Below are 24,658 nucleotides of genomic sequence, written 5' to 3'. Positions count from 1 at the left end.
AAACCTTATATAGCGAAATGAATGATGATCCGGCACACAGTCGGGTTTACTTACAAAAAAATGAACGTGTGATCGCAATGAGAGGAACAAGTAGTCTGCCTTCCCTGTTATAAAGAGAGTCAGTGGGTGCTGTGAACTGACACAAATGGCAGATGAATTACATCCTGGAGCTTTTGCTGTGAACTAATAGTAGCAGCAAACGGTTAAAGCCGTTATCTTTAATGAGTGAAGGATGTAATTCCTTAATTTGGGTGGTACCGCGCGACAGCGTCCCTGCATTTATGCAGGGGCTTTTTTTATTGTCTTGTTTTACAAAAAAAGGAGGAAACAACATGGATTTGATAAAGGACTTGGAATGGCGTGGAATCACGTATCAACAAACGGATGCTGAAGGGTTGAAGGACCTGTTGAATAAAGAAAGCATCTCCATTTACTGCGGGATCGATCCGACTGCAGACAGTATGCATATCGGGCATCTGCTCCCATTTTTAACATTGAGACGCTTCCAGAATCAAGGGCATCGTCCACTTGTACTAGTGGGAGGGGCAACCGGATTGATCGGTGACCCGAGTGGTAAAAATGAAGAGCGTAAACTGCAGACAATTGAAGCGATTCAGGGGAATGTAGCGAGCATTAAAGTGCAGCTTGAGAGCATCTTTGATTTTGAAGGGGAAAATGGTGCAGTGACGGTGAATAACTATGACTGGATCGGAGCGATGGACGTTGTCACGTTCCTTCGTGATTTCGGTAAGCATGTGGGTGTGAATTACATGCTGGCAAAAGATACGATTGCATCTCGCCTGGAATCTGGTATTTCGTTCACTGAATTTACGTATACCATCCTGCAAGCCCTGGACTTCAATCATCTATACGACAACTACAATTGTAAGCTTCAAATCGGTGGAAGCGATCAGTGGGGGAATATCACGACTGGCCTTGAGCTGATCAGACGTACCCACGAAGAAGAAACGAAGGCGTTTGGTTTCACGATTCCACTTGTAACGAAAGCAGATGGAAGTAAATTCGGTAAAACCGAAAGTGGCGCGATTTGGTTGGATCCGAAGAAGACATCTCCTTACGAGTTCTACCAGTTCTGGATCAATGCGGCTGATGCAGATGTCGTGAAATACTTGAAATACTTTACATTCCTTTCACACGAAGAGATCGATGCCCTGGCACAGTCAGTTGAAACGGAACCTCACCTTCGCAAGGCGCAAAAAGCACTGGCTGAAGAAATGACAAAACTGATTCATGGTGAAGAAGCGCTGGATCAAGCGATCCGCATCACACAAGCATTATTCAGTGGTGAGATCAAATCGTTGTCGGCTTCTGAAATTCTCGAAGGATTCAAAGATGTTCCATCATTCGAACAGCCTAAAGGAGAAGCGATCGGATTGATCGACCTTCTCGTAAATGCGAAAATCTCACCATCTAAGCGCCAAGCCCGTGAAGATGTCGGGAATGGTGCAGTATACCTTAACGGTGAACGTGTAACAGACCTTCAGCATGTGATGGATGAAAAAGACATGATCGAAGGACAATTTACCATCATTCGCCGCGGAAAGAAGAAATATTTTAGAATTCAGTACGTATAATACTAATATTGAATCTGACAGTGCGGTATCCGTTACTCTTATTGTAGCGGGTACCGTGCTTTTTTTGTGTGGAAGAGGGAGTTGAAAATAAAAGTTCCAGAGTTGAAAATAAAGTAGGTAAAGTTGAAAAGAAATGCTTCTGATGATTAAGTCCGGTACCGAAAACCGACCTGAATCGTAATGAATTCGTATGTATATTATATAAAATGTCCATATGCTGACTCTGCCTAATAAAGAAAGGGTTTTTAAGGCACAAAAAAACACTGCCCATAAAATGGACAGTGTCATTTTCACAAAGATTAACGAGAGTAGAACTCAACGATAAGAGCTTCATTGATTTCAGCCGGTAATTCAGAACGCTCAGGAACGCGTGTGAAAGTACCTTCTAATTTGTCAGCATCGAAAGTTAGGAATTCAGGAACAAAGCTGTTCACTTCCATCGCTTCTTTGATGATGTCAAGGTTGCGTGATTTTTCACGAACTGAGATTGTTTGACCAGGAAGTACGCGGAATGAAGGGATATCTACGCGAGATCCGTTCACTGTAACGTGACCGTGGTTAACAAGTTGACGTGCTTGACGACGAGTACGAGCAAGACCTAAACGATAAACAACGTTATCCAGGCGGCACTCAAGTAGCGCCATGAAGTTTTCACCGTGTTTACCTTGTAATTTGCCAGCTTGGTCAAATAGGTTACGGAATTGACGCTCAGTTACTCCGTACATGTGACGAAGTTTTTGCTTCTCTTGAAGTTGTAAACCGTACTCAGAGATTTTTTTACGTTGGTTAGGACCATGTTGTCCAGGAGCGTAAGGACGCTTTTCTAATTCTTTACCCGTTCCGCTTAGAGAGATTCCAAGACGACGAGATAATTTCCAGCTTGGGCCAGTATATCGAGCCATGAATGACTCCTCCTTTATTGTTTTTATTTTGTTGTAAAATAAAAACACCTGTGAATAAACAATTATGTGCATTTTGTTTTCATGTACCTTCGCCCTAGCAGCAGAGGGTTACAAGATACACCTCAGAATGTAGAGGAACAAAATACGAACATAAAGGACTTCACTGAAGCTGCATTATTTTACACAAAGAATATTATATGACGGGAGAGAATAGAAGTCAAGGAAGTATTTTAAGATGAACAGATTTCATAGATTCTTGCGTGTGTTGTTCTCTAAACAAAATAGTCCAAAAGTCATTTCTTGTGATATAATAAAAGTTGGAAAATATGTTGAATAGGTGAATGTCGTTGAAAGAATCAAAAAGAGAAAAGACCATTCGATTTGTATTGATCGGTCTGTGCGTCCTGGTTGTTTTCGGAGGGTTTGTTTATTCTTCCGATTCCTCGGAACAAGAAGATGAGTCCGGGCAATCGATTCATGCGGAGGTATTAACTGCAGGAAATAGAGAGCAGAACCCCGTCATCGCTGTAACAAAGATGGCTCAAGATCAGCCTGTACTTATTATATATGAACTTGATAGAAGTAATCAGTATTACTTTAAGGTATTACATAGTGTGTCGTTACAGAAAAGAGTGAAAAAAATAGGGCTCACCAAAGATAAAGATGGAATTTGGGTCCAATTAGATAAGAAGCAATGGGTTTTATTTTCGAAATCTTTAGAGGTTTTGCAAGAAAAGAAGGATGCTCCTTCTTCGGTGATCTCCAGTAAACAGTCCTTTAAATATGATGAGCATCATCAGTTGATAGACATACCCCTTAGAGAGAACAAAGACCCGGTTCAACTGGATTTGTCAGATCAAAAAGCTGAACCTGCTGAAGTCCATTCCTTATCGGCAGATCAGCCATTATGGCTCGTGGTATTACAAGAAGATCTGGTGCTGGCTCAAGGTCAATGATGTTAATAGTTTCACAAACCTTTTAGGTGTGGGTGAGAAAAATGTACGTTGTTCATAATTCATTGCTTGAATATAAGTCAAAGCTGTTTGATTTAATCTATGAAGAAATGTCAGTTGAATTGGGGCAATCTGCTCATTTGCAAAAATGGCTGGCAATCATTAAAGACTGCCTTGATATTGATCGGGCATTTTTATATTTTTATAACGAATCTGCCTATTTCTTATATCAGCCCAGTGACAATGAGGGAGTTCCCCTCACACTTGCTGAAACAAAGGAGGAATACATTTTTCGTCCTGTAATGGTTGACGAGGGTGATGATTTCACCATCCGTTTTCACTTTACGGATAAAGATGGCAGTCCCCTGGCGATGCTTTTAGTAAAAAGGAATGAATGTGAAAAAGTGAAAGACGATGGCTGGCTCCATTCTTTTTGGAAAGCCAGCAATCAATTTTTACAGCATACAGGTGGAATCCAGACCGTACTAGAAGATGAAAAACGGTACAGGGAATTATTTAAAGTAACGGAGATCTTTCACTCAACAAGGGATGTTCATACGCTTCTCGTGCAGATCATTGAAACGTTAAAGCAGGTGTTTCCAATCGATGAGTTCCACTTGTTATTGTCTAATGACCGGTATGAATTCGGGTCACTCCCCATTAAAAACTTTGATTTTGATCGTGCCAATGAATTTGCCATGCAGGCATTTGTCAATGGTAGCATCGAAGTGAAGGAACAAGATGTCCTGTATGCCCCTTTAAAAGGAAAACAGGGAATCTATGGCGTTCTCGAAGTGAAGTCAAAGGCCCATTTCACCTTTACGGAACAGAAGATCGAGTTCATTCGCTTACTTGCCTATACGGCAGGGAATGCCCTTGAAAATGCCAAACTCTATGAACAGTCAAAAAGGCTCATTACCGATTTGCAGCTTATTAATGAAACCTCCCATCAATTAAATTTGAATTTACGATTAACGGATACGGTCTTGTTTTTAAAGAAACAGATTAAGCGATCCTTTCAGGCATCAGCCATCGGATTTGTTCTCCTGCAAAAAGGGGAGTACAGAATCCTGGAAGAAAGTTCTTCTGTTTTTTTTGAAGAAGAAGGTGAAAAGTATATCTCTTATGTACAGGGAAGAATCGAGAAGGAACGGGATGCCATCTTTTTAGGTGATGTAAGCGATCGATTTGATATGGGAGTGGTCTTCCCTTCCGTTATGGCCGTGCCCATGATTCAAAATGAAGCCCTGTTGGGGTTTTGTATAGTGTTACATAAAGAACCGTACATGTTTTCATTTGATATGTACAAGCTGCTTCAGTCGTTTATCCATCATTCGACCCTGGCGATAACCAATGCAACCCTTCGTGAGAAACTGGAACAAATGGTCATTACCGATCATATGACCAAATTATTCGCCCGGAATTATCTTGATGATGAAATGGAATCATCGATGAACAAGGATTCTGTGGGCACCTTACTGTTGATCGATATTGACGATTTCAAGGTGATCAATGATACTTACGGGCACCAAATCGGTGATGAAGTCATTATCGGGGTGGCGAACCTGATTAAAGGAATCGTAAGTCAACATGGATTCGTTGCCAGATGGGGAGGAGAAGAATTAGCGGTCTATCTGCCTTCTCTGGATCATGAGGCAGGCTTTGAAATCGCTCATCGCATAGTCGAGGAGATTCCTCTGAATACAGATCCTTCGGTGACTCTTTCCTGTGGCATATCCACATGGAGAGTGAGAGACGAACAGTGTCCCAAGTCTGTAAAGGAATTAGTGAAGAAAGCAGATGAAGCACTCTATCATGCGAAAAACAATGGGAAGAATCAGGTTGTGAAAGATTGTGATGGTATCATCCTGGAATAAGATTGTGGCAGAACCCGGAGCCGACATGGCTCTTTCGGGTTCTTCTTTTTTGACCATTTCCCTTTATCACTTTAGTGTAACCGCTTTCTTTTTTGGCATGGTTATCATATTCTAGAATAGTAGTTACTTAGACTTGAAGGGAATACTGGGAGGAATACTGTATGAAAGAAGAGAAGCGTTTTGAAACAAGGGTGATTCATGAGGGGTATGCATCATCTCAGCACTTTGATAGTTTAGCGCCGCCTTTATATCAAACTTCTACTTATACCTTTGCAAATGCGAAACAAGGGGAAAAGCGATTTGCTGGTGAAGAGGAAGGATATATATATTCAAGACTTGGAAATCCGACGGTATCGATTTTGGAAGACCGGATTGCATCATTGGAAGGGGGAGAGGCCGCCCTCGCCTTTGGATCCGGTATGGCGGCAGTGAGCGCGGTACTGTTTTCGTTAACGAAATCAGGGGACCATATCCTATGCTCTCAAGGGGTGTATGGCTGTACGTTCGGTCTACTTGAGCTCCTCCAAGAGAAATTTGCGATCGGGCATGATTTTTCTTCCATGGATTCAGAGGAAGAGATTCGTGGGAAACTCACGGAACACACCAGCTGCATCTATGTGGAGACCCCCATCAATCCGACGATGCAGCTCATTGATCTGGAACTTGTTGTGAAGGTCGCCAAAGAAAAAGGAATACCCGTCGTGGTGGATAATACGTTCTGTTCTCCATATTTACAGCGTCCGATTGAGCTTGGGTGCGATATTGTCATTCACAGCGCAACGAAATATATCGGAGGTCATGGGGATGTCGTCGCCGGCCTCATCGTCGGTTCACAGGAGAAAATGGCAGAAATCCGGATGACGACTCAAAAGGATATCGGAGGAATTATCTCTCCATTCGATGCATGGTTGTTGCTCCGGGGGTTAAAAACATTGGCCGTGCGAATGGATCGTCACTGTGAAAGTGCGGAAAAAATTGCCGATCTATTAGCCGGGCATCCGGCTGTCGAAACCGTTATTTACCCTGGACATGCAAACCACCCTCAGCACGGTGTCATGAAGAAACAAATGAAAAAACCAGGCGGGATGATTTCCTTTACGCTGAAAGGCTCTAAGGAAGAAGCCCAGAAGCTCATGGATGATCTCGAAATGATCAAGATCGCCGTCAGTCTGGGAGATGCCGAAACGTTAATTCAGCACCCTGCCACCATGACTCATGCAATCGTTCCCGAAGAATCGAGAAAGATCATGGGAATCAATGATTCACTTCTGAGGCTTTCTGTGGGACTCGAAGCACCGGAAGATATTTGGAGTGATTTATCCCAGGCGTTGGATAAGGCATAAATAAAAACAGGAAGGAACCTGAATAGTGGTTCTTTCCTGTTTTTCTGTGGAGGATCTATTACTCTTTCAGATAGGCTTGATTTGATTTCTTTGTACTTACTCCATAAAGCTCAAAAATAATACCATAAATGAACGCCGTTAAAAAAATCGAGCCAACCATGTCGAGGATGTAATGTTGTTTAACAAAAAGGGTTGAGATGATAATCAACGAACCCATTATCGGCACAAAGGCAGAGTGGAACGAGTGTTTATTCTTAATGTTAATATTTGCAAGAATGATTGAAAATGTCGTTAAAACATGGATGCTTGGAAAAGCATTATACGGCTGATCATGACTATAGATCATTCGAACAAGATTGACAAACACGCCGTCTCCTGCAAGATCGGGACGGGGTACTGTTGTCTGGAAATAAAAGTAGATGACGAAACAAACCAACTCACCAATAACAATCACACTCAGGGTTTTAATAAATATAGGGATGTCTTTATACCAAAAGTAAAAAAGGTATAGCAGAATAAAGGCGTACCAGATTATATATGGCACAATAAACACCGGCACGAACGGGATCAATGCATCAATATCTGTAGAGAGGATGACCGCTTCACGGGTATCCGTATTTAAAAGTTTATATAACAACCCTAATACCGGCATCACAAGTAAACATAATAAATAAGGTAAGTCTTTCTTCTTGTCTCTCATCTTACACCCCTTCTTAGCTGGAATTCATTCTGGATATTGTATGGAATGTACCAGTTTAAAGTTCTCATTTACGGTATTCTCTTCCCTTTTAGCAGGAAAGAAAAACGTTAAATTTTCACCAGTTACAGGTTTTGACAACTCAAACTTTCCTCCTAATCCCCAAAAAAAAGACCCTGCCGAATATGAAAATCATATTTCCAGCAGGGTGCTTATCTTAATGATTCCGTATTAAAGATGTTTTAATAGCTCATCCACAAAGAGTTCCAAATACTTTTGATCCTCTTCATCAAATCTGGCTTTTTCAGGACTATCAATATCCAGGACTCCGATCAGTTTTCCTTCTTTCACAAGAGGGATGACAATTTCAGATTGAGAGGCTGCATCACATGCGATATGTCCCGGGAATTGATGAACATCCTCGACCAAAAGTGTTTTTTGTTCACTTGCAGATGTACCGCAAACGCCTTTGCCAAGTGGGATCCTTACGCATGCAGGCAGTCCTTGGAATGGTCCTAACACCAATTGATTGCTTTCTTCTTCATATAAATAGAATCCTACCCAGTTAATACGGTCCATAAATTGATTTAAGAGGGCAGAAGCATTGCTTAAATTCGCGATTCGATTTGGTTCGCCTTCTAATAAAGCTTTCAGTTGTTTCGTAACAAGACCAAAGCCCTGTTCCTTTGTACCTTGATATTTTTCTGCTTTAAACACCAACAACTCCCCCAATTCTACAAAATGTGCGTTTTTTCATGTTCGGTTGTTCCCAAAAGCCCTCTACACAACAAATCCTGTCGAGAAATACTTAAAGGAAATCCACATGAAAACACGAATTATTTGAGTAAACAAACTATAATAGAAACATCTATTGAACCATTTTTAGCATAATTCATCCAAACCTTCAATGATTAAGATTTTTTCATCAAAAGATTTTTTATATAGTGAATCCTCGTCACTGTTTTTTTCATAAGCCTATCATATTTGAAAGAAGGGGAAATATGAAAAAACTAGATACCTCCATACCGACGAAAGAAGCCATTTTTCAAGCCGCCGTGTATTTGTTTTATGATCATGGCTTTGATGGGACCTCTGTCCGGGATATAGCAAAAAGAGCGAATGTTAACCCTGCTACCATCTCCTATTATTTTAAAGGAAAGCAGGGTGTGCTGGAAGCGTGCTTCACTCATTTCTTTGAACAATATCTGCGCTTTCTCCAGGAAGAAGTGGAAGCCTTGAACTATGTAAGTGCGGATTTATGCTTAAAGCGGGCAGTGTACAAAATCTTGAAATTCCAAAGTGAACATCATCAATTATCCAGGTTCATCTGGAGGGAAGTTTCGATTGATTCCCAGGTTGTGCGTGAAATCATTTCTTCTTACTTAATGAAAGAAAGACACTATATGAAGCGATTGTTTGAACAAGGGATGAAAGATCATGCCCTGAAGAAACAGCCTGTCAGCTTTCTAGTGATTCAGCTCAAATCCATGCTGACAATGCCGTTTCTCAATAGCCAGCAATTAAGGGAAGTATGGCAAATGTTCCCCCAGGAGTATTATTTTATCGATCAATACTACAAAAATATCGATCAGTGGATTGATTTACTTCTCGTTTCAGAAGCGAAGGAAATCATGAAGAAAGAACTTATTATCTAAGCAGGGAAAAGCAAGAAAAGAACTCTTCGCAGTTAATAGAAGAGTTCTTTGTTTTTATCACAGCATCTCTGCTCTACCTTGACCGACTCCTGCAGCTGTATGGGCATCTGAGCCATAAACGGTTTTGATTCCTAAAGAAAGAGCTTGTTGAATGATTTCTGTTGGGGGATAGGGCTCACCACAATAGGGCTTCACCAGGCCGGCCCCGTTATAGTCCAACTCCAAATTCCAAGATGCCATCTCTTTTAAAATCAAAGAGGTTTTATAAGAAAAGGCATGGGATGCTGGGTACAGCTGCTGAAATTTCTTTACAAGGGTCATATGCCCGATGCGCTTAGGCTTAAAGGGGCCCAAATCAGCCCTGATCGACTCTACTACCGTATCATAATAGCGTTCGTAAATCGCATCGACGGACCCGTAATAGGCAATCATAGACTGGAATACATCAGGACTGAAGTCCAGACAATCCCATTTTCCCTCGTTCTCCAAAAAATGAACGGAAAGAATACTATCATCCAATCGAGGTCCGTAAGTATTTAAAAATTCAGCTGTTTCTTTTTCATAGCCTGCAATGTAATCTACCTCTAACCCTGACTTAATCGTGATTTTATCTTTATATTTCTCCTTAAGGATATCCAGAGTTTGAAAGTATTCCAAAAGATGCGATGGATCCATTCCGCTATCTCTGTCCGGTGTTGTATCTTCAAAGCCCTCGGGAAGCGGTGCATGCTCCGTAAATGTTATAGCAGAATAATTTAGGGAGAGCGCTCTCTCGATATACATTTCGAATGTATCATCACTCCCATGGGGACAAAAAGGGGTATGAATATGTCCGTCCACTTTCACCAAAAGTCTTCACTTCCTTAACATTATGATAATAAATGGCTATTTATCGATGATTATTGTGGTTAATTTGAGTTCTTAAGTGAAAAGTTAAGCATGAAGTTGATTGGAGCGAAAGGGTGTTCGACTCCTGCGGGAATAGCGGGACAGGTGAGACCCCGCAGGCGAAGCCGAGGAGGCTCACCGCCCGACCCGCGGAAAGCGAGCACCCTGTAGCGGAAATCAACCACTACTCGCTTCGGGTTAAATAACACCAATCTTTACGAAAATAGCCATGATAATTAAAAGTAGTATTAAAAATACATATAAAAAAGCTAATTTTCCCCTGAAATTGCTGAAAATGACTTTTTATCACTGAAAAATTAGAAATTAATAGTCAAAAATTGTCGTTAACATGGTATCATTATAACAATGAGAATTTATTAATGAAACAATGAACTTTCAAATTGATATAGATGTCTACTGAATAGTTGAACAGGGGGCTTAAGATGCAATACGTCATCGCTGGAATAATACTAATCTTAATCGTATTCCTTATCGGATTTATCTCTAGAAAAAAATATTACGCTGAAATTGATCGCTACGAAGCTTGGAAAATAGATATTATGAACAAGCCGGTTTCTGATGAACTCTCCAAAGTGAAGCAACTGAATATGACGGGGCAAACAGAGGAATTGTTTGACGGTTGGAGACAAGGATGGGATGAGATTGTTGCTGTGCAGCTTCCTAATGTTGAAGAACTACTATTCGATGCAGAAGAGTACACCGATAAATTTCGATTTACTAGAACAAAAGAGACCCTATCCCGTATCGACAAGGTCCTGGCTGAAACGGAACAGAAGATCGATCAAATACTGACAGAGTTGAATGAATTGATCGGCAGTGAAGAAAAGAACCGTGAAGAAATTCAATCTCTTCAAGAAGACTATCGAAACAGTAAAAAGCAGTTACTTGCGTATCGTCATACATATGGTCAAACCGCTAAGTACATAGAGAACATTTTAGATAAGCTCTCTGAACAAATGGATCAATTCGATGATTTAACAGAGCAGGGGAATTATCTGGATGCAAGAGAAATAGTTCTTAGTCTGGCACAGGAAATGAAGGATGTTTCCTACAAAATGGAGACGGTTCCGAAACTGATCACCGATTGCGAAAACCTTTTGCCTACACAGTTGTCCGAGCTTGAAGCGGGATACGTGGAAATGAAAGGTCAAGGATACAAGCTTGATCATATTGAAGTAGAGAAAGAGGTTGCATCCTTGAAGGATACCCTCCTCCACTTTAATAAAAATCTTGAAGAGCTGAAGGTAGAAGAGGTAGAAGAAGGAATCCAGGAAATTAAAGGAAAGGTCGAGAACCTTTATGATTTGCTGGAAAAAGAAGTACATGCCAAACATTTTGTCCAACAGTATAAAGATCAGACGACTGAAGGATTGATCAAGGCCAAGGAAGATAATGAAGATATTCAATCTGAAGTGACGCTTGTGAAACAAGGCTACCATCTTCAAGATGCAGACCTTGATACACCGTACGAAATTGAGACGAAGATCATTCAGCTTTCAAAGCGACACGAAATGCTGATGAATAAAGAAGAATCAAATGGAACGGCGTACTCCTCACTAAGTGATGAGCTGAAAGAAATCAGAAACGGACTGGAAGAACTGGACCGGGAACAGAGTGAGTTCTCCATCTACTTACAAAACCTGCGTAAGGATGAGCTTGCAACCCGGGAAAAAATCCAGGAGCTTAAGAAAAAGGTGGCTGAAGCGAGCCGCATGATCTCAAAGAGTAATGTACCGGGCTTACCTGCTGATTACAAAGATCTTCTTGATGAGGTCCACCGGAAGATCGAGCAGGTGAATGCCAGCTTAACCGAGAAACCTTTGAACATGAAGTTTGTTCAAGAAACACTGCTGGGAGCGGAAGACACCGTCGATCATTTTTACACGAAGACGGGAGATCTGATCGAAAACGTCCTTCTATCCGAGAGAATCATCCAGTACGGAAATCGCTATCGCAGTAAGTACAGCTCTGTCAGGGATGGCCTTCAGTCTGCTGAAGAATCCTTCCGTCAATATGATTACCGCAAAGCATTGGAAGAAGCCGCAACTACGATTGAAAAAGTAGAGCCCGGTGCCCTTAAGAAAATCGAGAAAATGATGGATCTTGAGGAAAAATAATATTCACCATAAATAAAAAGGACTGATTTAGAATGTACTTCTAAATCAGTCCTTTTTTCATGTGATCAACTGGCTTCAATTGTCCGCTTTGTCTGTCCTGCAAGTGCGGCAATAACGAACCCGATGATTGCACCGATCATAGCCGGCACTAACCAGCCGATCCCTTGTGTGTAGAAAGGAAGGAATTCAAGTGATTGACTGATGGCAGTCACGTCGATTCCCGCGGTTTTAATCCCATCAATTAAACTGATCAAGCCTGTTGGAATCAAGGCTCCCACGTATACGAGAGAATATCCGTTAAATCCGTTATGCATGAACGACAGTAAAATCAATACGATGGCCAATGGATAGATGAAGATGAGTACCGGTAATGATACAGCGATCAACTGAGTCAACCCAATATTGGCAATAATCATACTAAATACAGACATGATGATCACTAACTTCGGATAGGATACAGGAAGAATCTTTGCGAAATATTGTGAACATGCAGAAACAAGTCCGACCGACGTAGTGATGCATGCAAACGTAATCGCCAGTCCCAGGATGATTGTCCCTAAAGATCCGAATAAATGGCTCGCTGCCGCAGATAGTATGGCACCACCGTTAGCTTGTGCACCGATGGAATCTGTACTTGTAGCCCCAATGTAACTTAAGGATAAATAAACAAGTGCTAAACCAAAGGCAGCGATGACCCCTGCAATGATCGTAATGCGCGTCAGGTTTGCTTTACTCGTCACACCACGGTCTTTAATAGAATTAATGACGACAATTCCGAATACTAGGGCGGCGATTGTATCCATCGTCAGATATCCCTCAATGAATCCCTTGAACAGCGCTCCATCCTGATAAGCGGGGTTCGGTGCTCCGAAATCTCCCATAGGAGTTACAATACTCTTGACCACTAAAATCGTAAGAATCAGAATCAGGGAAGGTGTTAAGATCTTTCCGATTCTGTCTACGAGCTTTGAAGGATTCATCGCAAGCCATGCGGTTAATCCAAAAAAGATGATCGTATAAATGAATAAAGGTGTTCCATATTTTGCAACATCTCCAGGTAAAAATGGGATCACTCCGATTTCATAAGCAACCGTACCGGTTCTCGGAATCCCGAAAAATGGACCAATGGCCAAGTACATTACAATCGTAAATATTAGCCCATATAAAGGATGAACCCGATTTGCAAGTGTCTGAAGATCTCCTCCTGATTTAGCGATGGCGATAACACCCAATAAAGGAAGTCCTACTCCTGTAATGAGAAATCCAATAATACCGGTCCACACATGTTCCCCGGCCTGCTGACCTAAAAAGGGCGGGAAAATCATATTACCTGCTCCGAGGAAAAGAGCAAAGAGCATTAATCCTATCGTAAAGATCTGGCTGAATGACAGCGCTTTCTCATTCATATATACCCCTCCGTTTGTAATCGTTATCATAAGCAAAATTATCTTATCATAAGATTGTAGAAAAATGTCGAAAAACTAAATAGTCTTACAATTTAGTATATTTAAATAACTTTTGCGATTATTTCCTTTATGATTCTCGCAAAAATTCTGTCATTTTTCAATGATTATTTTTGGAAATTGTAAAAAATTCTCGAATGATCTTAGAAAATTAGTATTGTCACAATAATATCTTGCCCTTCGTGTGGAATAAGATTTGGGTTCAGGATGATTTATGGTAAGATTAATGATTGAATATATTACTGCGAACTCTGCAGGTCACCATAGTAAAAGAAGGTGAAATCTTGATTTATTTAGATAATAGTGCAACAACCAAGCCATATAAGGAAGTACTGGATACATTTATTAAAGTGAATGAACACTTTTATGCTAATCCTTCATCGATTCATTCCTTTGGAGGGCAAATCGAGAAATTAATTCAGCAGTCCAGGGAACAAGTGGCTTCATTACTAGATATAAAGCAGAAAGAGGTATTCTTTACCTCTGGTGGAACGGAATCGAATAACCTGGCGATAAAAGGGACGGCGTTACAATACAGGCACAGAGGGAAGCATATTATTACGACGAAGATAGAGCACCCTTCCGTCCTCAGTGCCGCTAATCAATTAGAGACCTTCGGGTATTCAGTGACATACCTCGATGTCGATGCGCAAGGAAGGATTCAACCTGAACAAGTAAAAGACGCCATTCAGGAAGACACCATTCTCGTCTCTGTCATGCAGGTGAACAACGAAATCGGGAGTGTTCAGCCGATCAGGGAAATAGGGATGCTGCTTTCTGACTATCCAAAGATCCTTTTTCACGTTGATGCTGTTCAGGCATGCGGGAAGGTCCCCCTTATTCTCCACGAAAAGCATATTGATTTATGCAGCATTTCCGCTCATAAAATACATGGCATTAAAGGGACTGGAATGCTCTATGTGAGGGACGGACTTGAGCTTTCCCCTATCATTTCAGGGGGGGAGCAAGAAGGGAATCTCAGAAGCGGTACGGAAAACACAGGTGGGATCGTGTCATTTGCAAAGGCATTAAGGATGCACCTTACGGAAAGTAAACAACAGCTTCCTATGATGGAGGAAAACCAGCGATATTTAAGAAAAGAACTGGAAAGAATGGAAGGTGTGACCGTTCATACACCAGTGGAGCACCATGCTCCTCACATCCTTAACTTTTCTATAGAAGATTTCAAAGCTGAGGTCGTCGTTCACGCATTAGACCTGCATGAGGTGTTCGTGTCCACTACAAGTGCATGTTCATCAAAGCAGAGTAAGCCAAGTCGGACCCTTCTTTCCATGGGTGTATCAAAAAGCCAGGCGAACAGTTCCATTCGTATCAGTCTATCTTTTCACAATACGATGGAAGAGTGCCGTCAGTTCATACAGTTATTAAAGAAAGAAATAGAACAATTACAAAAGACAATGAGGAGATCACGATGAATTATAATCGCATACTAGTCAGATACGGTGAAATTTCAACAAAAGGCAGAAACCGGAAGATGTTCACGGCCAAGCTACGGGAAAATATTTTGCAGGCATTGAAAGATTTCCCCACGATTTCAGTTTCAGCAAGCCGGGATCGACTGCATATCCAGTTAGGGGACGAGAACGGGGAAGAGATCATTCCAAGATTGGAGAAAATCTTTGGAATCCAATCTTTCAGTCCGGTTGTAAAAGTGGCTCAGGATATCGAGGAGATCAGCCAAGCAGGGTTGTCTCTCGTGAAAAAGAGTTTCACACCGGGGAAAACATTCAAGGTGTCTGCCCGCAGAGCGGATAAAAAATTCTCAATGGATACAAATGAATTAAATTACGAAGTGGGATCTTATATCCTCCGAAACATGGATGGATTAAAAGTGGATGTGAAAAATCCAGATATTAATCTTAATGTAGAAGTAAGAAAAGAGGGTGTCTATCTCTCCTCGGAAATTTATCAAGGTTCAACGGGGATGCCGGTTGGCGCAAGCGGAAAAGCGATGCTCATGCTTTCAGGAGGCATCGATAGTCCGGTAGCCGGGTATTTAACGATGAAACGAGGCGTTGAAATAGAAGCGGTCCATTTCCACAGCCCACCATTTACAAGTGAAAGGGCAAAACAAAAAGTGATCGATCTTTCCAAGAAACTGTCTGCATTCAGTGGAAAGGTGAAATTGCATATCGTACCGTTCACGAAAATTCAGCAAACCATCCATGATCAGGTTCCTGAAAATTACACAATGACTTCAACGAGACGGATGATGCTCCGTATTGCTGATGAGATACGTGAAAAGAATGAAGGATTGGCCCTGGTGACCGGTGAAAGTCTTGGACAGGTAGCGAGTCAGACGCTAGAAAGCATGCAGGCCATTAATGATGTGACAAATACACCGGTACTAAGACCGCTCATCGCCATGGACAAGCTTGAAATCATCGATATCGCACAAAAGATCGATACACATGATATCTCGATTCTTCCATATGAAGACTGCTGTACCATCTTCACGCCACCTGCACCAAAAACAAGACCTAAAAAAGATAAAGTGACGTATTATGAAAGCTTTGTTGATTTTGATACTCTTATTAAAGAAGCCGTCGAAGGTACAGAAACCATCACCATTGATGGATCAACAGGTTCAAATGTAGAAAAATCCTTTGACGAACTACTCTAAAAATTTAGGATTATTTACCAACAATTTTCTTTGCATGAAGCCATGTGTTTTTACACATTCTATACTCACAAGGAGGTGAAAACACATGGCAAACAGAAGTTCAAATCAATTAGTAGCTCCAGGAGCTCAACAAGCAATCGACCAAATGAAATACGAAATCGCTTCAGAATTCGGAGTTCAACTTGGTCCAGATGCAACTGCACGTGCTAACGGTTCTGTAGGTGGTGAAATCACTAAACGTTTAGTTCAAATGGCTGAACAACAAATCGGTGGCGGATACGCAAAATAATTAAATACAATGGCTACAAGGAGCGAGATTCTCTCGCTCCTTTTTTATTTTGTCATATTATAAAATTCTCTTCGCAGAGATTGTTGTTTTTTACCATATGGTCTCCCTAGGTTCTGTCCATAAGTTTGTGCTAGATGGTGAGGGGAACTGCTCCGCTTTCCGCGGACGTTCGGCCGGGCCTCCTCAGCTTCGCTTCCGGGGTCTCGGCACGCCAGTACTTCCGCAGGAGTCTGCGCAGTTCCCCTCACCATCTATAAAAGTTTTTTCGTGACAGAGCTAAAAGGTTTCAAAAACAATCTAAATAGAAATCAGTATTATTCTTATTCTTCCTGTTTTAAATTTTTTAAAAAAGAAAAATTTGATTTGGACTGCATCAATAAAAATGTGAAGTTACCTTAGATTAAGAATTCCTGAAAATGAATCCTGGTTGGGTAACGACGATAAATATTTACTAAAACTGAGTTTTGAGCTACTTTGAAGAAGATTTGTTTTTGGGAACAAACTTTCAACATATCTACAATAGGAGGCTTTTTGTGTTTTTCAAAACGTAATTAGGAAGCCAGAATATAGAAGTACAGAGTGGATTGTAGCGGAAGGCACTTGACTCCTGCGGGAGATAGAGGAAAGGTCGAGACCCCACAGGGCAAAGCCCGAGGAGGCTTGACTTCCTCCCCGGGGAATCTTGTGCCTGGAGCGGAAAGGAACGGTCCATGTTTTTACACGACCACTCATTTAGAAGAATAATTAAGTTTTGTAAAACCGGTGGATGAGACTTGAGCCCCTTCGCCAGTCCCGCGGAAAGCGAGCATCCTGTAGAGAAAATCAACTATTACTTTCATCTTAAAGATAGCGACAACTTTAAGAAATGAGCAATTTTCTTTGCAAGATGATGTTATTTTTTGATCTGATTTTGAAAATCATCCCTAATTTATAATCCCTTTGTCGAAAATCCTCATAATTTGTATTTAGGAAAATTATAAACGAATAATTTAAAAAATTTAAATTATTTTGTATAATAGAGGAGAATCGACAAACAAGGGGGAGTCAGAATGAAGAGAGAAGAACTTATCGCACCAGAAAAGTACAATTTAGTAGAAGAGGTAGAGAAGTACGCAGGCGATGAACAGAAGCTTGCAATTAAATGGGAAAACGAAGAGGGAACGAAAGACGAAATCACTTACCGGGAATTATTGAACAATGTAAATAGAATTGGAAACGTTTTCTTGGGTTCGGACCTGGAAAAAGGTGATGTCATTCTTGTGATGGTTCCCCGTTTAATTGAAGCTTACGCTGTGTACCTTGCTGCTCTTAAATCCGGACTCGTGGTGATTCCAAGTTCAGAAATGCTTAGAACGAAGGACCTGGAATACAGAATCGACCACGGAGACGTAAAAGGAATTGTAGCTTACTCTCCATTTGTTGAGCAGTTTGAAAACGTAAGAGGAATGGAAAATCTCCAAAAGTTCGTTGTGGGAGAAAAACAGGAAGGATGGATTGCATTAAAAGATGAGATGAAAACAGCTTCTGAAGAATTATCCTTCGCTGATACAAAGCGTGATGATATGGCGTTCCTTTCTTATACGTCAGGGACGACAGGAAATCCTAAAGGAGTTGTCCATACCCATGGCTGGGCATACGCTCACTTGAAGACGGCAGCCCGTGAATGGCTATCCATCGATGAGGGAGACACCGTTTGGGCTACTGCAGGTCCGGGGTGGCAGAAGTGGATATGGAGTCCGTTCCTGTCTGTACTGGGGTCCGGGGCAACTGGACTTGTGTATCAAGGGAAATTCGATCCTAATAAATATCTTCAATTGCTTCAGGACAATGAAGTCAATGTTCTGTGCTGTACACCAACAGAGTATCGTCTGATGGCCAAAGTGGATAATCTCGGATCCTATAAACTAAATCAATTACATAGTGCAGTATCGGCTGGTGAACCATTAAACAGGGAAGTCATCGACGCCTTTAAGAGACATTTTAATATAGAAGTCCGTGATGGCTATGGCCAAACCGAAAATACGCTCCTCGTCGGCATCATGAAAGGTATGGAGCTGAAACCTGGCTCAATGGGGAAACCAACTCCGGGAAACAGAGTCGAAATCATCAACGAGGAAGGGTATCCGTGTGAAGTAGGAGAAGTTGGGGATATCGCGGTTCATGTAGAAACACCGGCACTATTCAAAAATTATTATAAAGATCCCGAGCGGACGGCGATGCAATTCAGAGGGGATTACTACATTACAGGAGATAAAGCGAAAAAGGATGAAGATGGCTATTTCTGGTTTGAGGGGCGCGGTGACGATATCATCATCAGTTCCGGATATACAATCGGGCCATTCGAAGTGGAAGATGCTTTAGTCAAGCACCCGTCGGTTCAGGAATGTGCCGTTGTAGGAAGTCCCGATGAAGTAAGGGGATTGATAGTGAAAGCCTTTGTCGTACTGCGAAATGATGTGAATCAAGAGGATCCCGAATTGATTCCTGCTCTTCAGCAGCATGTTAAAGACTTAACAGCACCGTACAAATACCCGCGTAAAATTGAATTTGTGAAAGAATTGCCGAAAACAACTTCAGGAAAGATTAGAAGAATCGAACTGAGACAAAAAGAAATGAGTTCAGTTAAAAACTAATCAGGGATAGGGAGCCTTTGGGGCTCTCTGTTTTTATGAAAAAAACCTTTCTCTTTCAGATTCCTCCTATAATATGGTACATTTGAAAAACAGAATTTTTTTATAAAGAAGGGGTAAACATCATGGGCACTTTATGGAAAAACGGAATCATTTACACAATGCAAGAGGAAGGACATCACGTGGAAGCGGTCTACACGGAAGATGGGGTCATCAAAGGGATCGGCTCATCTGACGACCTGGTGAAGAATGAACAATTCACGATTGAGTCCGAAGTAGATCTTCAGGGAAAAGTGATGTTTCCCGGGTTTGTCGATAGTCACATGCATCTGATCGGGCATGGCGAAACGTTAATGAGGCTGGATCTTTCCAGTATGAATAGTAAGCAGGAAGTATTAGAGGCAATAAAAGAAAAAGCAAATGGGCTCATGAAAGGTGAATGGGTCATTGGCGAAGGCTGGAACGAAAACCTCTGGAGTGATGCGGCGGTTTTAACCAAGCAGGAAATTGACGAAGTTGTACCCCATCATCCTGTACTTCTGAAACGCATTTGCCGTCATGCCATGGTGGTGAATTCACCCGCTTTAAAAAATGCAGGTATCGATGAAGGGACTCCCGATCCTTCCGGTGGATTGATTGAGAGGGATGAAACAGGTGCATTAAACGGATTGTTAAAGGATAAGGCTCAGGATCTGATGATCGATGCACTACCGGCCATCTCCTCCGAGTATCTTGTAGGTGCCCTGACGAAAGGGATCGAAAGCTGCTGGGAGCATGGACTGGTAGGTGGTCATACAGAAGATTTAAGCTACTATGGGAACTTTAAGAAAACGTATGATGCATTTGTAAAAACGATCTCAGAAGGCAGGAAGAAATTCAGGGCTCATCTATTGGTTCATCATGAAGTGATCGAAGATTGGAAGGAAGATGGTCATCATTTCCTCAGCGGCAATCCATTTATTGAATTCGGTGCCATGAAGATCTTTGCTGATGGGGCTTTGGGCGGCAGGACTGCTCTATTAAGCTATCCATATGCCGATGATCCAAGCACGTCCGGAGTCAGCATCCATACAAACGAAAAACTTCTTGAACTTGTGAAGAAGGCCAGGAAGTATGATCTTCCGATTGCCGTACATACGATTGGTGATCAGGCTTTTGAAAATGTACTGAATGCCATCATAGAAGAGCCATCTCACTTTGGAAGACGGGATCGACTCATTCATGCCCAAATCCTGCGTGAAGAGCTGATCGAGAAGGTAAAGGGTCTTCCGTTAATTCTTGATATTCAACCAAGGTTCGTTGCGTCGGATTTTCCTTGGGTGGTTGAGAGACTTGGAAAAGAGAACATGCAGTATAACTATGCGTGGAAAACACTGCTGAAAGAAGGCATTCCATGTGCAGGTGGATCTGATGCGCCAATCGAGCCGATTAATCCTCTTTGGGGAATTCATGCGGCGGTTACGAGAACGAATCCATTGGATCCTGACAAAACAGAGTATCGCCCCGAAGAAAAACTTTCGATGTATGAAGCCCTCTCCCTATTTACAAAGGGAAGTGCCTATGCCTGTCACCATGAAAGTGATAGAGGGCAGATACGTGAAGGATATACGGCGGACTTTACCGTTTTAGACATCGATCCATTTAAAGTGGATGCGGATCAATTGTTAAACAAGGTAGTTGATATGACGGTGGTAGACGAGTCAATCGTTTATAAAAAAAATAAATAATCATTGCCCCCAAAACTTTTCATGGATATAATGGAGATATTTCGGAAATAGAAATAGTTTTGGGGGTGTTTTTATGAAGCAAAACGATCAAGCTGGAATCATCTACACGGCTTTTTCCTATTTTTTATGGGGAATTCTCCCGATCTATTGGAAATGGTTGAATCATGTCTCCGCCTATGAGATTCTCGCTAACCGTATTTTTTGGTCCTTTTGGTTTATGCTCTTATTTTTATTCGTCAGTAAACGCTGGAAGGACTTTTCCTTATATTTAAAAACATCTCTTACGAAAAAGAAGCAGCTGTTTGCGTTACTACTTGCTTCTTTATTGATCAGTATGAACTGGTTCATTTATATTTGGGCAGTGAATACAAATCAAATGGTGGAAGCGAGTCTGGGGTATTATATTAATCCACTAGTGAGTGTATTGTTAGGGGTATTCATCCTGAAGGAAAGCTTGTCAAAAGCCCAAATGGTCTCATTTGGATTGGCCGCGGTCGGGGTTCTGATCCTCACGATCTCCTACGGGGAATTTCCATGGATCGCCATCGGTCTTGCATTCTCTTTCGGACTATACGGATTAGCCAAAAAGCTCATCCAGGTCGAATCATCCATCGGCCTGACCCTGGAAACCATGACCATCGCTCCAGTGTCCCTACTCTACCTTGGCTACATGTACAATGAAGGTTCCATGTCCCTTTTCCATGTATCGTTAGGGACGGACCTCTTATTGATGGGTGCCGGGGCGGTAACCGCCATCCCTTTATTGTTCTTTTCAAAGGGTGCTCAACAAATCCCGCTTTATATGGTCGGATTCCTGCAATACATTGCACCGACCCTCACGTTGATACTCGGCATATGGGTCTATAACGAAACATTCTCATTCACCCATCTCATCTCGTTCATGTTCATATGGCTCGCCTTGACCATCTTCACAGCTTCAAGAGTGCAGTATGCCAGAAAGCGAAGACGGGAAGCGAGATTGTCCGCTTGATAAAATGCAAAAAGCTCCAGCGTGTGCTGGAGCTTTTTGTATAGGGACGGACCTTGGTTTTGTTCACCATTTTGCACAACAAACGGGGAAAGTGGCACAACTTGGCCTGGTTTTAGCCCAATAGAGAGAAAAATGGGGTTCTGATTGGATATCAGAACCCCATTATTTTATAAGAAAGAACGCTTCACTTTCTCCCAGAAAGAATTATCCTTCAATTTCACCGTTTTAATGATTTTATCGCTTAGCTTCGCTTCGACTTTTTCCACGTGTTGAATACTAAGAGCTTCATTGTCCATTCCCATTGCAGGATAGTCATTACCGTCCTGAACGATCTTGAGAACCAGGCGGCGCTTATCGCTAAGAATGAAAGAAGACCCAAGCGTACGGTATCGGTTATTATTCAAGGACGCCATCTCACTCACTTGAATGCAAGGCAGCATGGGATCCACCACTGCTCCGCTGACCGATTTATTATAAGCCGTACTACCCGTCGGAGTCGCAATGATCATCCCGTCTCCACGGAAAGTTTCGAAATGATTATCATCGATGAAAACGTCCATGACGAAGGTTTTGATGATGCCGGAGCGGATGCTGAATTCATTCAGGCAATGGAAGGAGGTCTGGTTATCGACCGTAATTTCAATGGTCGGATATTTGCGTACCTCGATTTGCTCGGTTGTCATCGCTTCAATCATTTTGGATGTGTCATCAATATGGAAGTCACAATACATACTCAGGGTGCCACCTGTAGAAATGCCTGCATACAAGCAATCCTGTCTGAAGCCGGTTTGGCGGACGGCTTGAAGAAACGTTCCATCCCCTCCGATACTGACGATGATATTCGCTGTCTTTGGAGAATCGACAATGTTGAAATCATACCGGTTGGCAAGCTCGTATAATCGGTCCAGCTTTGCTTGCATCCCTTTTTCATTTAAGGCATAGAAATAAATATTTCGACGGTTATTCATCGTATGTAGTACCTCCCTGAAATAAAAAATAAGATAATTTTTCCCATTTCCATGAAATTTTGCTAGAATCTAACTTAGTGAATATTCTATCATGTTTTCACATGAGAATGATATTTATATCCTTACATAAGATAGGGTAAACAAGGGAGGAATATACAAGATGAATGCAAAAAGATGGACGGCATTAGGTATTGCTGTTGGGTTATTCTTTGTTTCTGTCGTAGTCAATTTCGCTACATCTGCGGCGACCGGTGATTTTAATAAAGCATTTGAAGACATGCTTGGCGCAACAGACAACCCTTTTTCAGAAGAAGTGATTGATGAGGGGAATGCCCAGAAACGAATCGCTGTATTAGAAGTAGAGGGTGTCATTCAGGATACGGGTGGCGCTAATTCTCTATTTGAAAGCCCGGGATACAACCATGAACTCTTTATTGATAAGCTGGATGCGGTTCAAAAAGATAAATCTGTCAAAGGGATTATTTTAAAAGTGAATTCCCCTGGTGGCGGCGTAGTGGAGAGTGCTCAAATCCATTCAAAGCTTGTTGAAATCATGGATAAAGCGAAAAAGCCGATTTATGTATCAATGGGAGGCACTGCAGCTTCCGGAGGTTACTACATATCTGCACCGGCTACGAAAATATTCGCAAGCAAAGAAACACTGACCGGTTCACTCGGTGTGATCATGCAGAGCATCAACTATTCGGAACTCGCAGAGAAGTATGGAGTCGATTTCGTGACTATCAAGAGCGGACCGTATAAGGACATCATGAGCCCGACACGTGAAATGACGGAAGATGAGAGAAAGATTCTTCAATCCATGATCGATAATTCCTATGAAGGCTTCGTCGATGTCATTGCAAGTGGCCGCGATATGTCAGAAGCAGAGGTCAAGAAGATTGCAGACGGAAGAGTATATGATGGAATCCAGGCCAAAGAAGTCAATCTGATTGACGAATTCGGCTATGTAGAGGATACCATTGAAGCGATGAAAAAAGATTATAAGTTAAAAGGTGCTCAAGTATTTGAATATACAGCAGGCGATCCTTTCTCCGAATTCTTCAGTATGGGTGCAAAGAAAATGATAGGTCAGGACATGGAAGCAGCTGCATTAATGAAGCTGCTATCTAAGCCGAATTCTCCGAGATTAATGTATCTATACTCTGAATAAGGAAGGTGAATGAAGTGAGTGACACACAAGATCGTTCTGTACTACAAGATGAAGAGCGGGAGCGGATCGAAATCGATCCCTCTTCTCCTGATCCATCAAGGCTCGTGAATCACGATGGATATTACTTAGCAGGATTTTGGATAAGGTTCTGGGCGTACTTACTTGACCTTATCGTGATTGGCAGCATAACACGTTTAGTAGTGAATCCAGTCTTTAAACTATTGGATATTTCACTTTCAGAAGGCTCCATGTTTGCACCGATTTCGATATTAACGAGTATCGTTTTCTATGGCTACTTCATATTGATGACAAAATATTTCAGTCAAACGATCGGGAAAATGGTGTTCGGCATTAGGGTCATCGATTTAAAAGGAAGGAAGCCTTCGTGGGGAACGATTATATTCAGGGAGCTGATCGGCCGATTTATCTCTACCACGATCTTTATTCTCTACGTGGTTGTAGCCTTTACGAATAAAAAGCAAGGAATACATGATTTGTTCGCTGATACGACGGTTGTTCAGGAAAAGAAACAGCTGGAGTTTAAGCCTGCACTTTAAATCATTGTTTTGAAACCAAACCTGTTTATATGGGTTTGGTTTTTTTAATTGAGAGAAGTGTTGCGGGTTTACACTAAATGTAAAAATACGCAATAACAGTTAAGAATGACGCAAATAATTGAAAAACGACGCAATAACGCTAGAAAAGACGCAATAATTAAAAATACGAC

Annotated in this window: 20 protein-coding genes and 1 other annotated feature; of the genes, 14 read left to right on the top strand and 6 right to left on the bottom strand. The window is 41.7% G+C overall.

Annotated features, from left to right (window positions below):
- Window positions 1–68 precede the first annotated feature (68 nt).
- Window positions 69–278 (top strand) — a binding site (T-box leader).
- Between the two features lie 54 nt (window positions 279–332).
- A complete protein-coding gene (gene tyrS, locus ACQKFO_RS19685; RefSeq protein ID WP_427600504.1) occupies window positions 333–1,595 on the top strand; it encodes a tyrosine--tRNA ligase in 1,263 nt (420 codons plus the stop codon).
- 299 nt (window positions 1,596–1,894) lie between these two features.
- Here tyrS and rpsD read toward each other — a convergent pair whose 3' ends face one another.
- Window positions 1,895–2,497, bottom strand: a complete 603-nt coding sequence (rpsD, locus tag ACQKFO_RS19680) for a 30S ribosomal protein S4 (protein WP_034765742.1) — start codon at window positions 2,495–2,497, stop codon at window positions 1,895–1,897.
- 347 nt (window positions 2,498–2,844) lie between these two features.
- On the opposite strand from rpsD, the gene ACQKFO_RS19675 reads away from it, so the two are divergent.
- The 3 genes from ACQKFO_RS19675 to megL all read left to right on the top strand — a co-directional run bounded on the left by ACQKFO_RS19675 (window position 2,845) and on the right by megL (window position 6,670).
- Window positions 2,845–3,453: a hypothetical protein gene (locus ACQKFO_RS19675; protein WP_427600503.1), complete on the top strand. Its 609-nt coding sequence runs from the start codon at window positions 2,845–2,847 to the stop codon at window positions 3,451–3,453.
- 41 nt (window positions 3,454–3,494) lie between these two features.
- On the top strand, window positions 3,495–5,327 hold the full coding sequence (locus ACQKFO_RS19670; protein WP_427600502.1) for a sensor domain-containing diguanylate cyclase: 1,833 nt from the start codon (window positions 3,495–3,497) through the stop codon (window positions 5,325–5,327).
- A 161-nt stretch (window positions 5,328–5,488) separates the two neighbouring features.
- Window positions 5,489–6,670: a methionine gamma-lyase gene (gene megL / locus ACQKFO_RS19665; protein ID WP_427600501.1), complete on the top strand. Its 1,182-nt coding sequence runs from the start codon at window positions 5,489–5,491 to the stop codon at window positions 6,668–6,670.
- A gap of 58 nt (window positions 6,671–6,728) precedes the next feature.
- Here the strand turns inward: megL and ACQKFO_RS19660 are convergent, their stop codons facing one another.
- Together ACQKFO_RS19660 and ACQKFO_RS19655 are read right to left on the bottom strand one after the other, a co-directional pair.
- A complete protein-coding gene (locus ACQKFO_RS19660) occupies window positions 6,729–7,370 on the bottom strand; it encodes a phosphatase PAP2 family protein (protein WP_427600500.1) in 642 nt (213 codons plus the stop codon).
- Between the two features lie 228 nt (window positions 7,371–7,598).
- Window positions 7,599–8,084, bottom strand: a complete 486-nt coding sequence (locus tag ACQKFO_RS19655; RefSeq protein ID WP_427600499.1) for a GAF domain-containing protein — start codon at window positions 8,082–8,084, stop codon at window positions 7,599–7,601.
- A gap of 284 nt (window positions 8,085–8,368) precedes the next feature.
- On the opposite strand from ACQKFO_RS19655, the gene refZ reads away from it, so the two are divergent.
- Window positions 8,369–9,022, top strand: coding sequence for a forespore capture DNA-binding protein RefZ (gene refZ, locus ACQKFO_RS19650; RefSeq protein WP_427600498.1), 654 nt, complete (start codon window positions 8,369–8,371; stop codon window positions 9,020–9,022).
- A gap of 57 nt (window positions 9,023–9,079) precedes the next feature.
- On the opposite strand, the gene hisJ is transcribed toward refZ, so the two are convergent.
- Window positions 9,080–9,868 carry a histidinol-phosphatase HisJ gene (gene hisJ / locus ACQKFO_RS19645; RefSeq protein WP_427600610.1) on the bottom strand — a complete coding sequence of 263 codons (789 nt, stop codon included), beginning with the start codon at window positions 9,866–9,868 and terminating at the stop codon, window positions 9,080–9,082.
- Window positions 9,869–10,353: 485 nt separating this feature from the next.
- Between hisJ and ezrA the strand changes: the two genes are divergently transcribed.
- Window positions 10,354–12,048, top strand: a complete 1,695-nt coding sequence (ezrA, locus tag ACQKFO_RS19640; protein ID WP_427600497.1) for a septation ring formation regulator EzrA — start codon at window positions 10,354–10,356, stop codon at window positions 12,046–12,048.
- A gap of 65 nt (window positions 12,049–12,113) precedes the next feature.
- Here the strand turns inward: ezrA and brnQ are convergent, their stop codons facing one another.
- Window positions 12,114–13,454 carry a branched-chain amino acid transport system II carrier protein gene (brnQ, locus tag ACQKFO_RS19635; RefSeq protein WP_427600496.1) on the bottom strand — a complete coding sequence of 447 codons (1,341 nt, stop codon included), beginning with the start codon at window positions 13,452–13,454 and terminating at the stop codon, window positions 12,114–12,116.
- A gap of 341 nt (window positions 13,455–13,795) precedes the next feature.
- On the opposite strand from brnQ, the gene ACQKFO_RS19630 reads away from it, so the two are divergent.
- The 6 genes from ACQKFO_RS19630 (at window position 13,796) to rarD (ending at window position 21,792) form a co-directional block, all read left to right on the top strand.
- Window positions 13,796–14,947, top strand: a complete 1,152-nt coding sequence (locus tag ACQKFO_RS19630; RefSeq protein ID WP_427600495.1) for a cysteine desulfurase family protein — start codon at window positions 13,796–13,798, stop codon at window positions 14,945–14,947.
- Window positions 14,944–16,155: a tRNA uracil 4-sulfurtransferase ThiI gene (gene thiI / locus ACQKFO_RS19625; protein WP_427600494.1), complete on the top strand. Its 1,212-nt coding sequence runs from the start codon at window positions 14,944–14,946 to the stop codon at window positions 16,153–16,155. The genes ACQKFO_RS19630 and thiI overlap by 4 nt, the downstream gene beginning before the upstream one ends.
- An 85-nt stretch (window positions 16,156–16,240) precedes the next feature.
- On the top strand, window positions 16,241–16,444 hold the full coding sequence (locus ACQKFO_RS19620) for an alpha/beta-type small acid-soluble spore protein (protein ID WP_044339433.1): 204 nt from the start codon (window positions 16,241–16,243) through the stop codon (window positions 16,442–16,444).
- A 1,049-nt stretch (window positions 16,445–17,493) separates the two neighbouring features.
- A complete protein-coding gene (gene mbcS / locus ACQKFO_RS19615; RefSeq protein ID WP_427600493.1) occupies window positions 17,494–19,077 on the top strand; it encodes an acyl-CoA synthetase MbcS in 1,584 nt (527 codons plus the stop codon).
- A gap of 122 nt (window positions 19,078–19,199) precedes the next feature.
- On the top strand, window positions 19,200–20,801 hold the full coding sequence (locus ACQKFO_RS19610) for an amidohydrolase (RefSeq protein WP_427600492.1): 1,602 nt from the start codon (window positions 19,200–19,202) through the stop codon (window positions 20,799–20,801).
- Between the two features lie 73 nt (window positions 20,802–20,874).
- A complete protein-coding gene (rarD, locus tag ACQKFO_RS19605; RefSeq protein WP_427600491.1) occupies window positions 20,875–21,792 on the top strand; it encodes an EamA family transporter RarD in 918 nt (305 codons plus the stop codon).
- Between the two features lie 167 nt (window positions 21,793–21,959).
- Here the strand turns inward: rarD and ACQKFO_RS19600 are convergent, their stop codons facing one another.
- Window positions 21,960–22,760 carry an NAD kinase gene (locus ACQKFO_RS19600; RefSeq protein WP_315634273.1) on the bottom strand — a complete coding sequence of 267 codons (801 nt, stop codon included), beginning with the start codon at window positions 22,758–22,760 and terminating at the stop codon, window positions 21,960–21,962.
- 160 nt (window positions 22,761–22,920) lie between these two features.
- Here ACQKFO_RS19600 and sppA point away from each other — a divergent pair, with 160 nt between their 5' ends.
- Together sppA and ACQKFO_RS19590 are read left to right on the top strand one after the other, a co-directional pair.
- Window positions 22,921–23,931, top strand: a complete 1,011-nt coding sequence (sppA, locus tag ACQKFO_RS19595) for a signal peptide peptidase SppA (RefSeq protein ID WP_427600490.1) — start codon at window positions 22,921–22,923, stop codon at window positions 23,929–23,931.
- 71 nt (window positions 23,932–24,002) lie between these two features.
- Entirely contained in the window at window positions 24,003–24,488 is a 486-nt protein-coding gene (locus ACQKFO_RS19590) for an RDD family protein (protein WP_427600609.1), read from the top strand.
- Window positions 24,489–24,658 lie beyond the last annotated feature (170 nt).

This window comes from Rossellomorea sp. NPDC071047 (genome assembly GCF_050270195.1).
Taxonomy (GTDB): Bacteria; Bacillota; Bacilli; order Bacillales; family Bacillaceae_B; genus Rossellomorea.
Note: the sequence above shows the minus strand (reverse complement) of the source record. Positions and strands in the feature narration are given on the sequence as shown.

Bases quoted from the DNA above. Each gene is read 5' to 3' on its own strand.
- tyrS (WP_427600504.1), top strand. From the start codon at position 333: ATGGATTTGATAAAGGACTTGGAATGGCGTGGAATCACGTATCAACAA.
- rpsD (WP_034765742.1), bottom strand. From the start codon at position 2,497: ATGGCTCGATATACTGGCCCAAGCTGGAAATTATCTCGTCGTCTTGGA.
- ACQKFO_RS19670 (WP_427600502.1), top strand. From the start codon at position 3,495: ATGTACGTTGTTCATAATTCATTGCTTGAATATAAGTCAAAGCTGTTT.
- megL (WP_427600501.1), top strand. From the start codon at position 5,489: ATGAAAGAAGAGAAGCGTTTTGAAACAAGGGTGATTCATGAGGGGTAT.
- ACQKFO_RS19660 (WP_427600500.1), bottom strand. From the start codon at position 7,370: ATGAGAGACAAGAAGAAAGACTTACCTTATTTATTATGTTTACTTGTG.
- refZ (WP_427600498.1), top strand. From the start codon at position 8,369: ATGAAAAAACTAGATACCTCCATACCGACGAAAGAAGCCATTTTTCAA.
- ezrA (WP_427600497.1), top strand. From the start codon at position 10,354: ATGCAATACGTCATCGCTGGAATAATACTAATCTTAATCGTATTCCTT.
- brnQ (WP_427600496.1), bottom strand. From the start codon at position 13,454: ATGAATGAGAAAGCGCTGTCATTCAGCCAGATCTTTACGATAGGATTA.
- thiI (WP_427600494.1), top strand. From the start codon at position 14,944: ATGAATTATAATCGCATACTAGTCAGATACGGTGAAATTTCAACAAAA.
- ACQKFO_RS19620 (WP_044339433.1), top strand. From the start codon at position 16,241: ATGGCAAACAGAAGTTCAAATCAATTAGTAGCTCCAGGAGCTCAACAA.
- mbcS (WP_427600493.1), top strand. From the start codon at position 17,494: ATGAAGAGAGAAGAACTTATCGCACCAGAAAAGTACAATTTAGTAGAA.
- ACQKFO_RS19610 (WP_427600492.1), top strand. From the start codon at position 19,200: ATGGGCACTTTATGGAAAAACGGAATCATTTACACAATGCAAGAGGAA.
- rarD (WP_427600491.1), top strand. From the start codon at position 20,875: ATGAAGCAAAACGATCAAGCTGGAATCATCTACACGGCTTTTTCCTAT.
- ACQKFO_RS19600 (WP_315634273.1), bottom strand. From the start codon at position 22,760: ATGAATAACCGTCGAAATATTTATTTCTATGCCTTAAATGAAAAAGGG.
- sppA (WP_427600490.1), top strand. From the start codon at position 22,921: ATGAATGCAAAAAGATGGACGGCATTAGGTATTGCTGTTGGGTTATTC.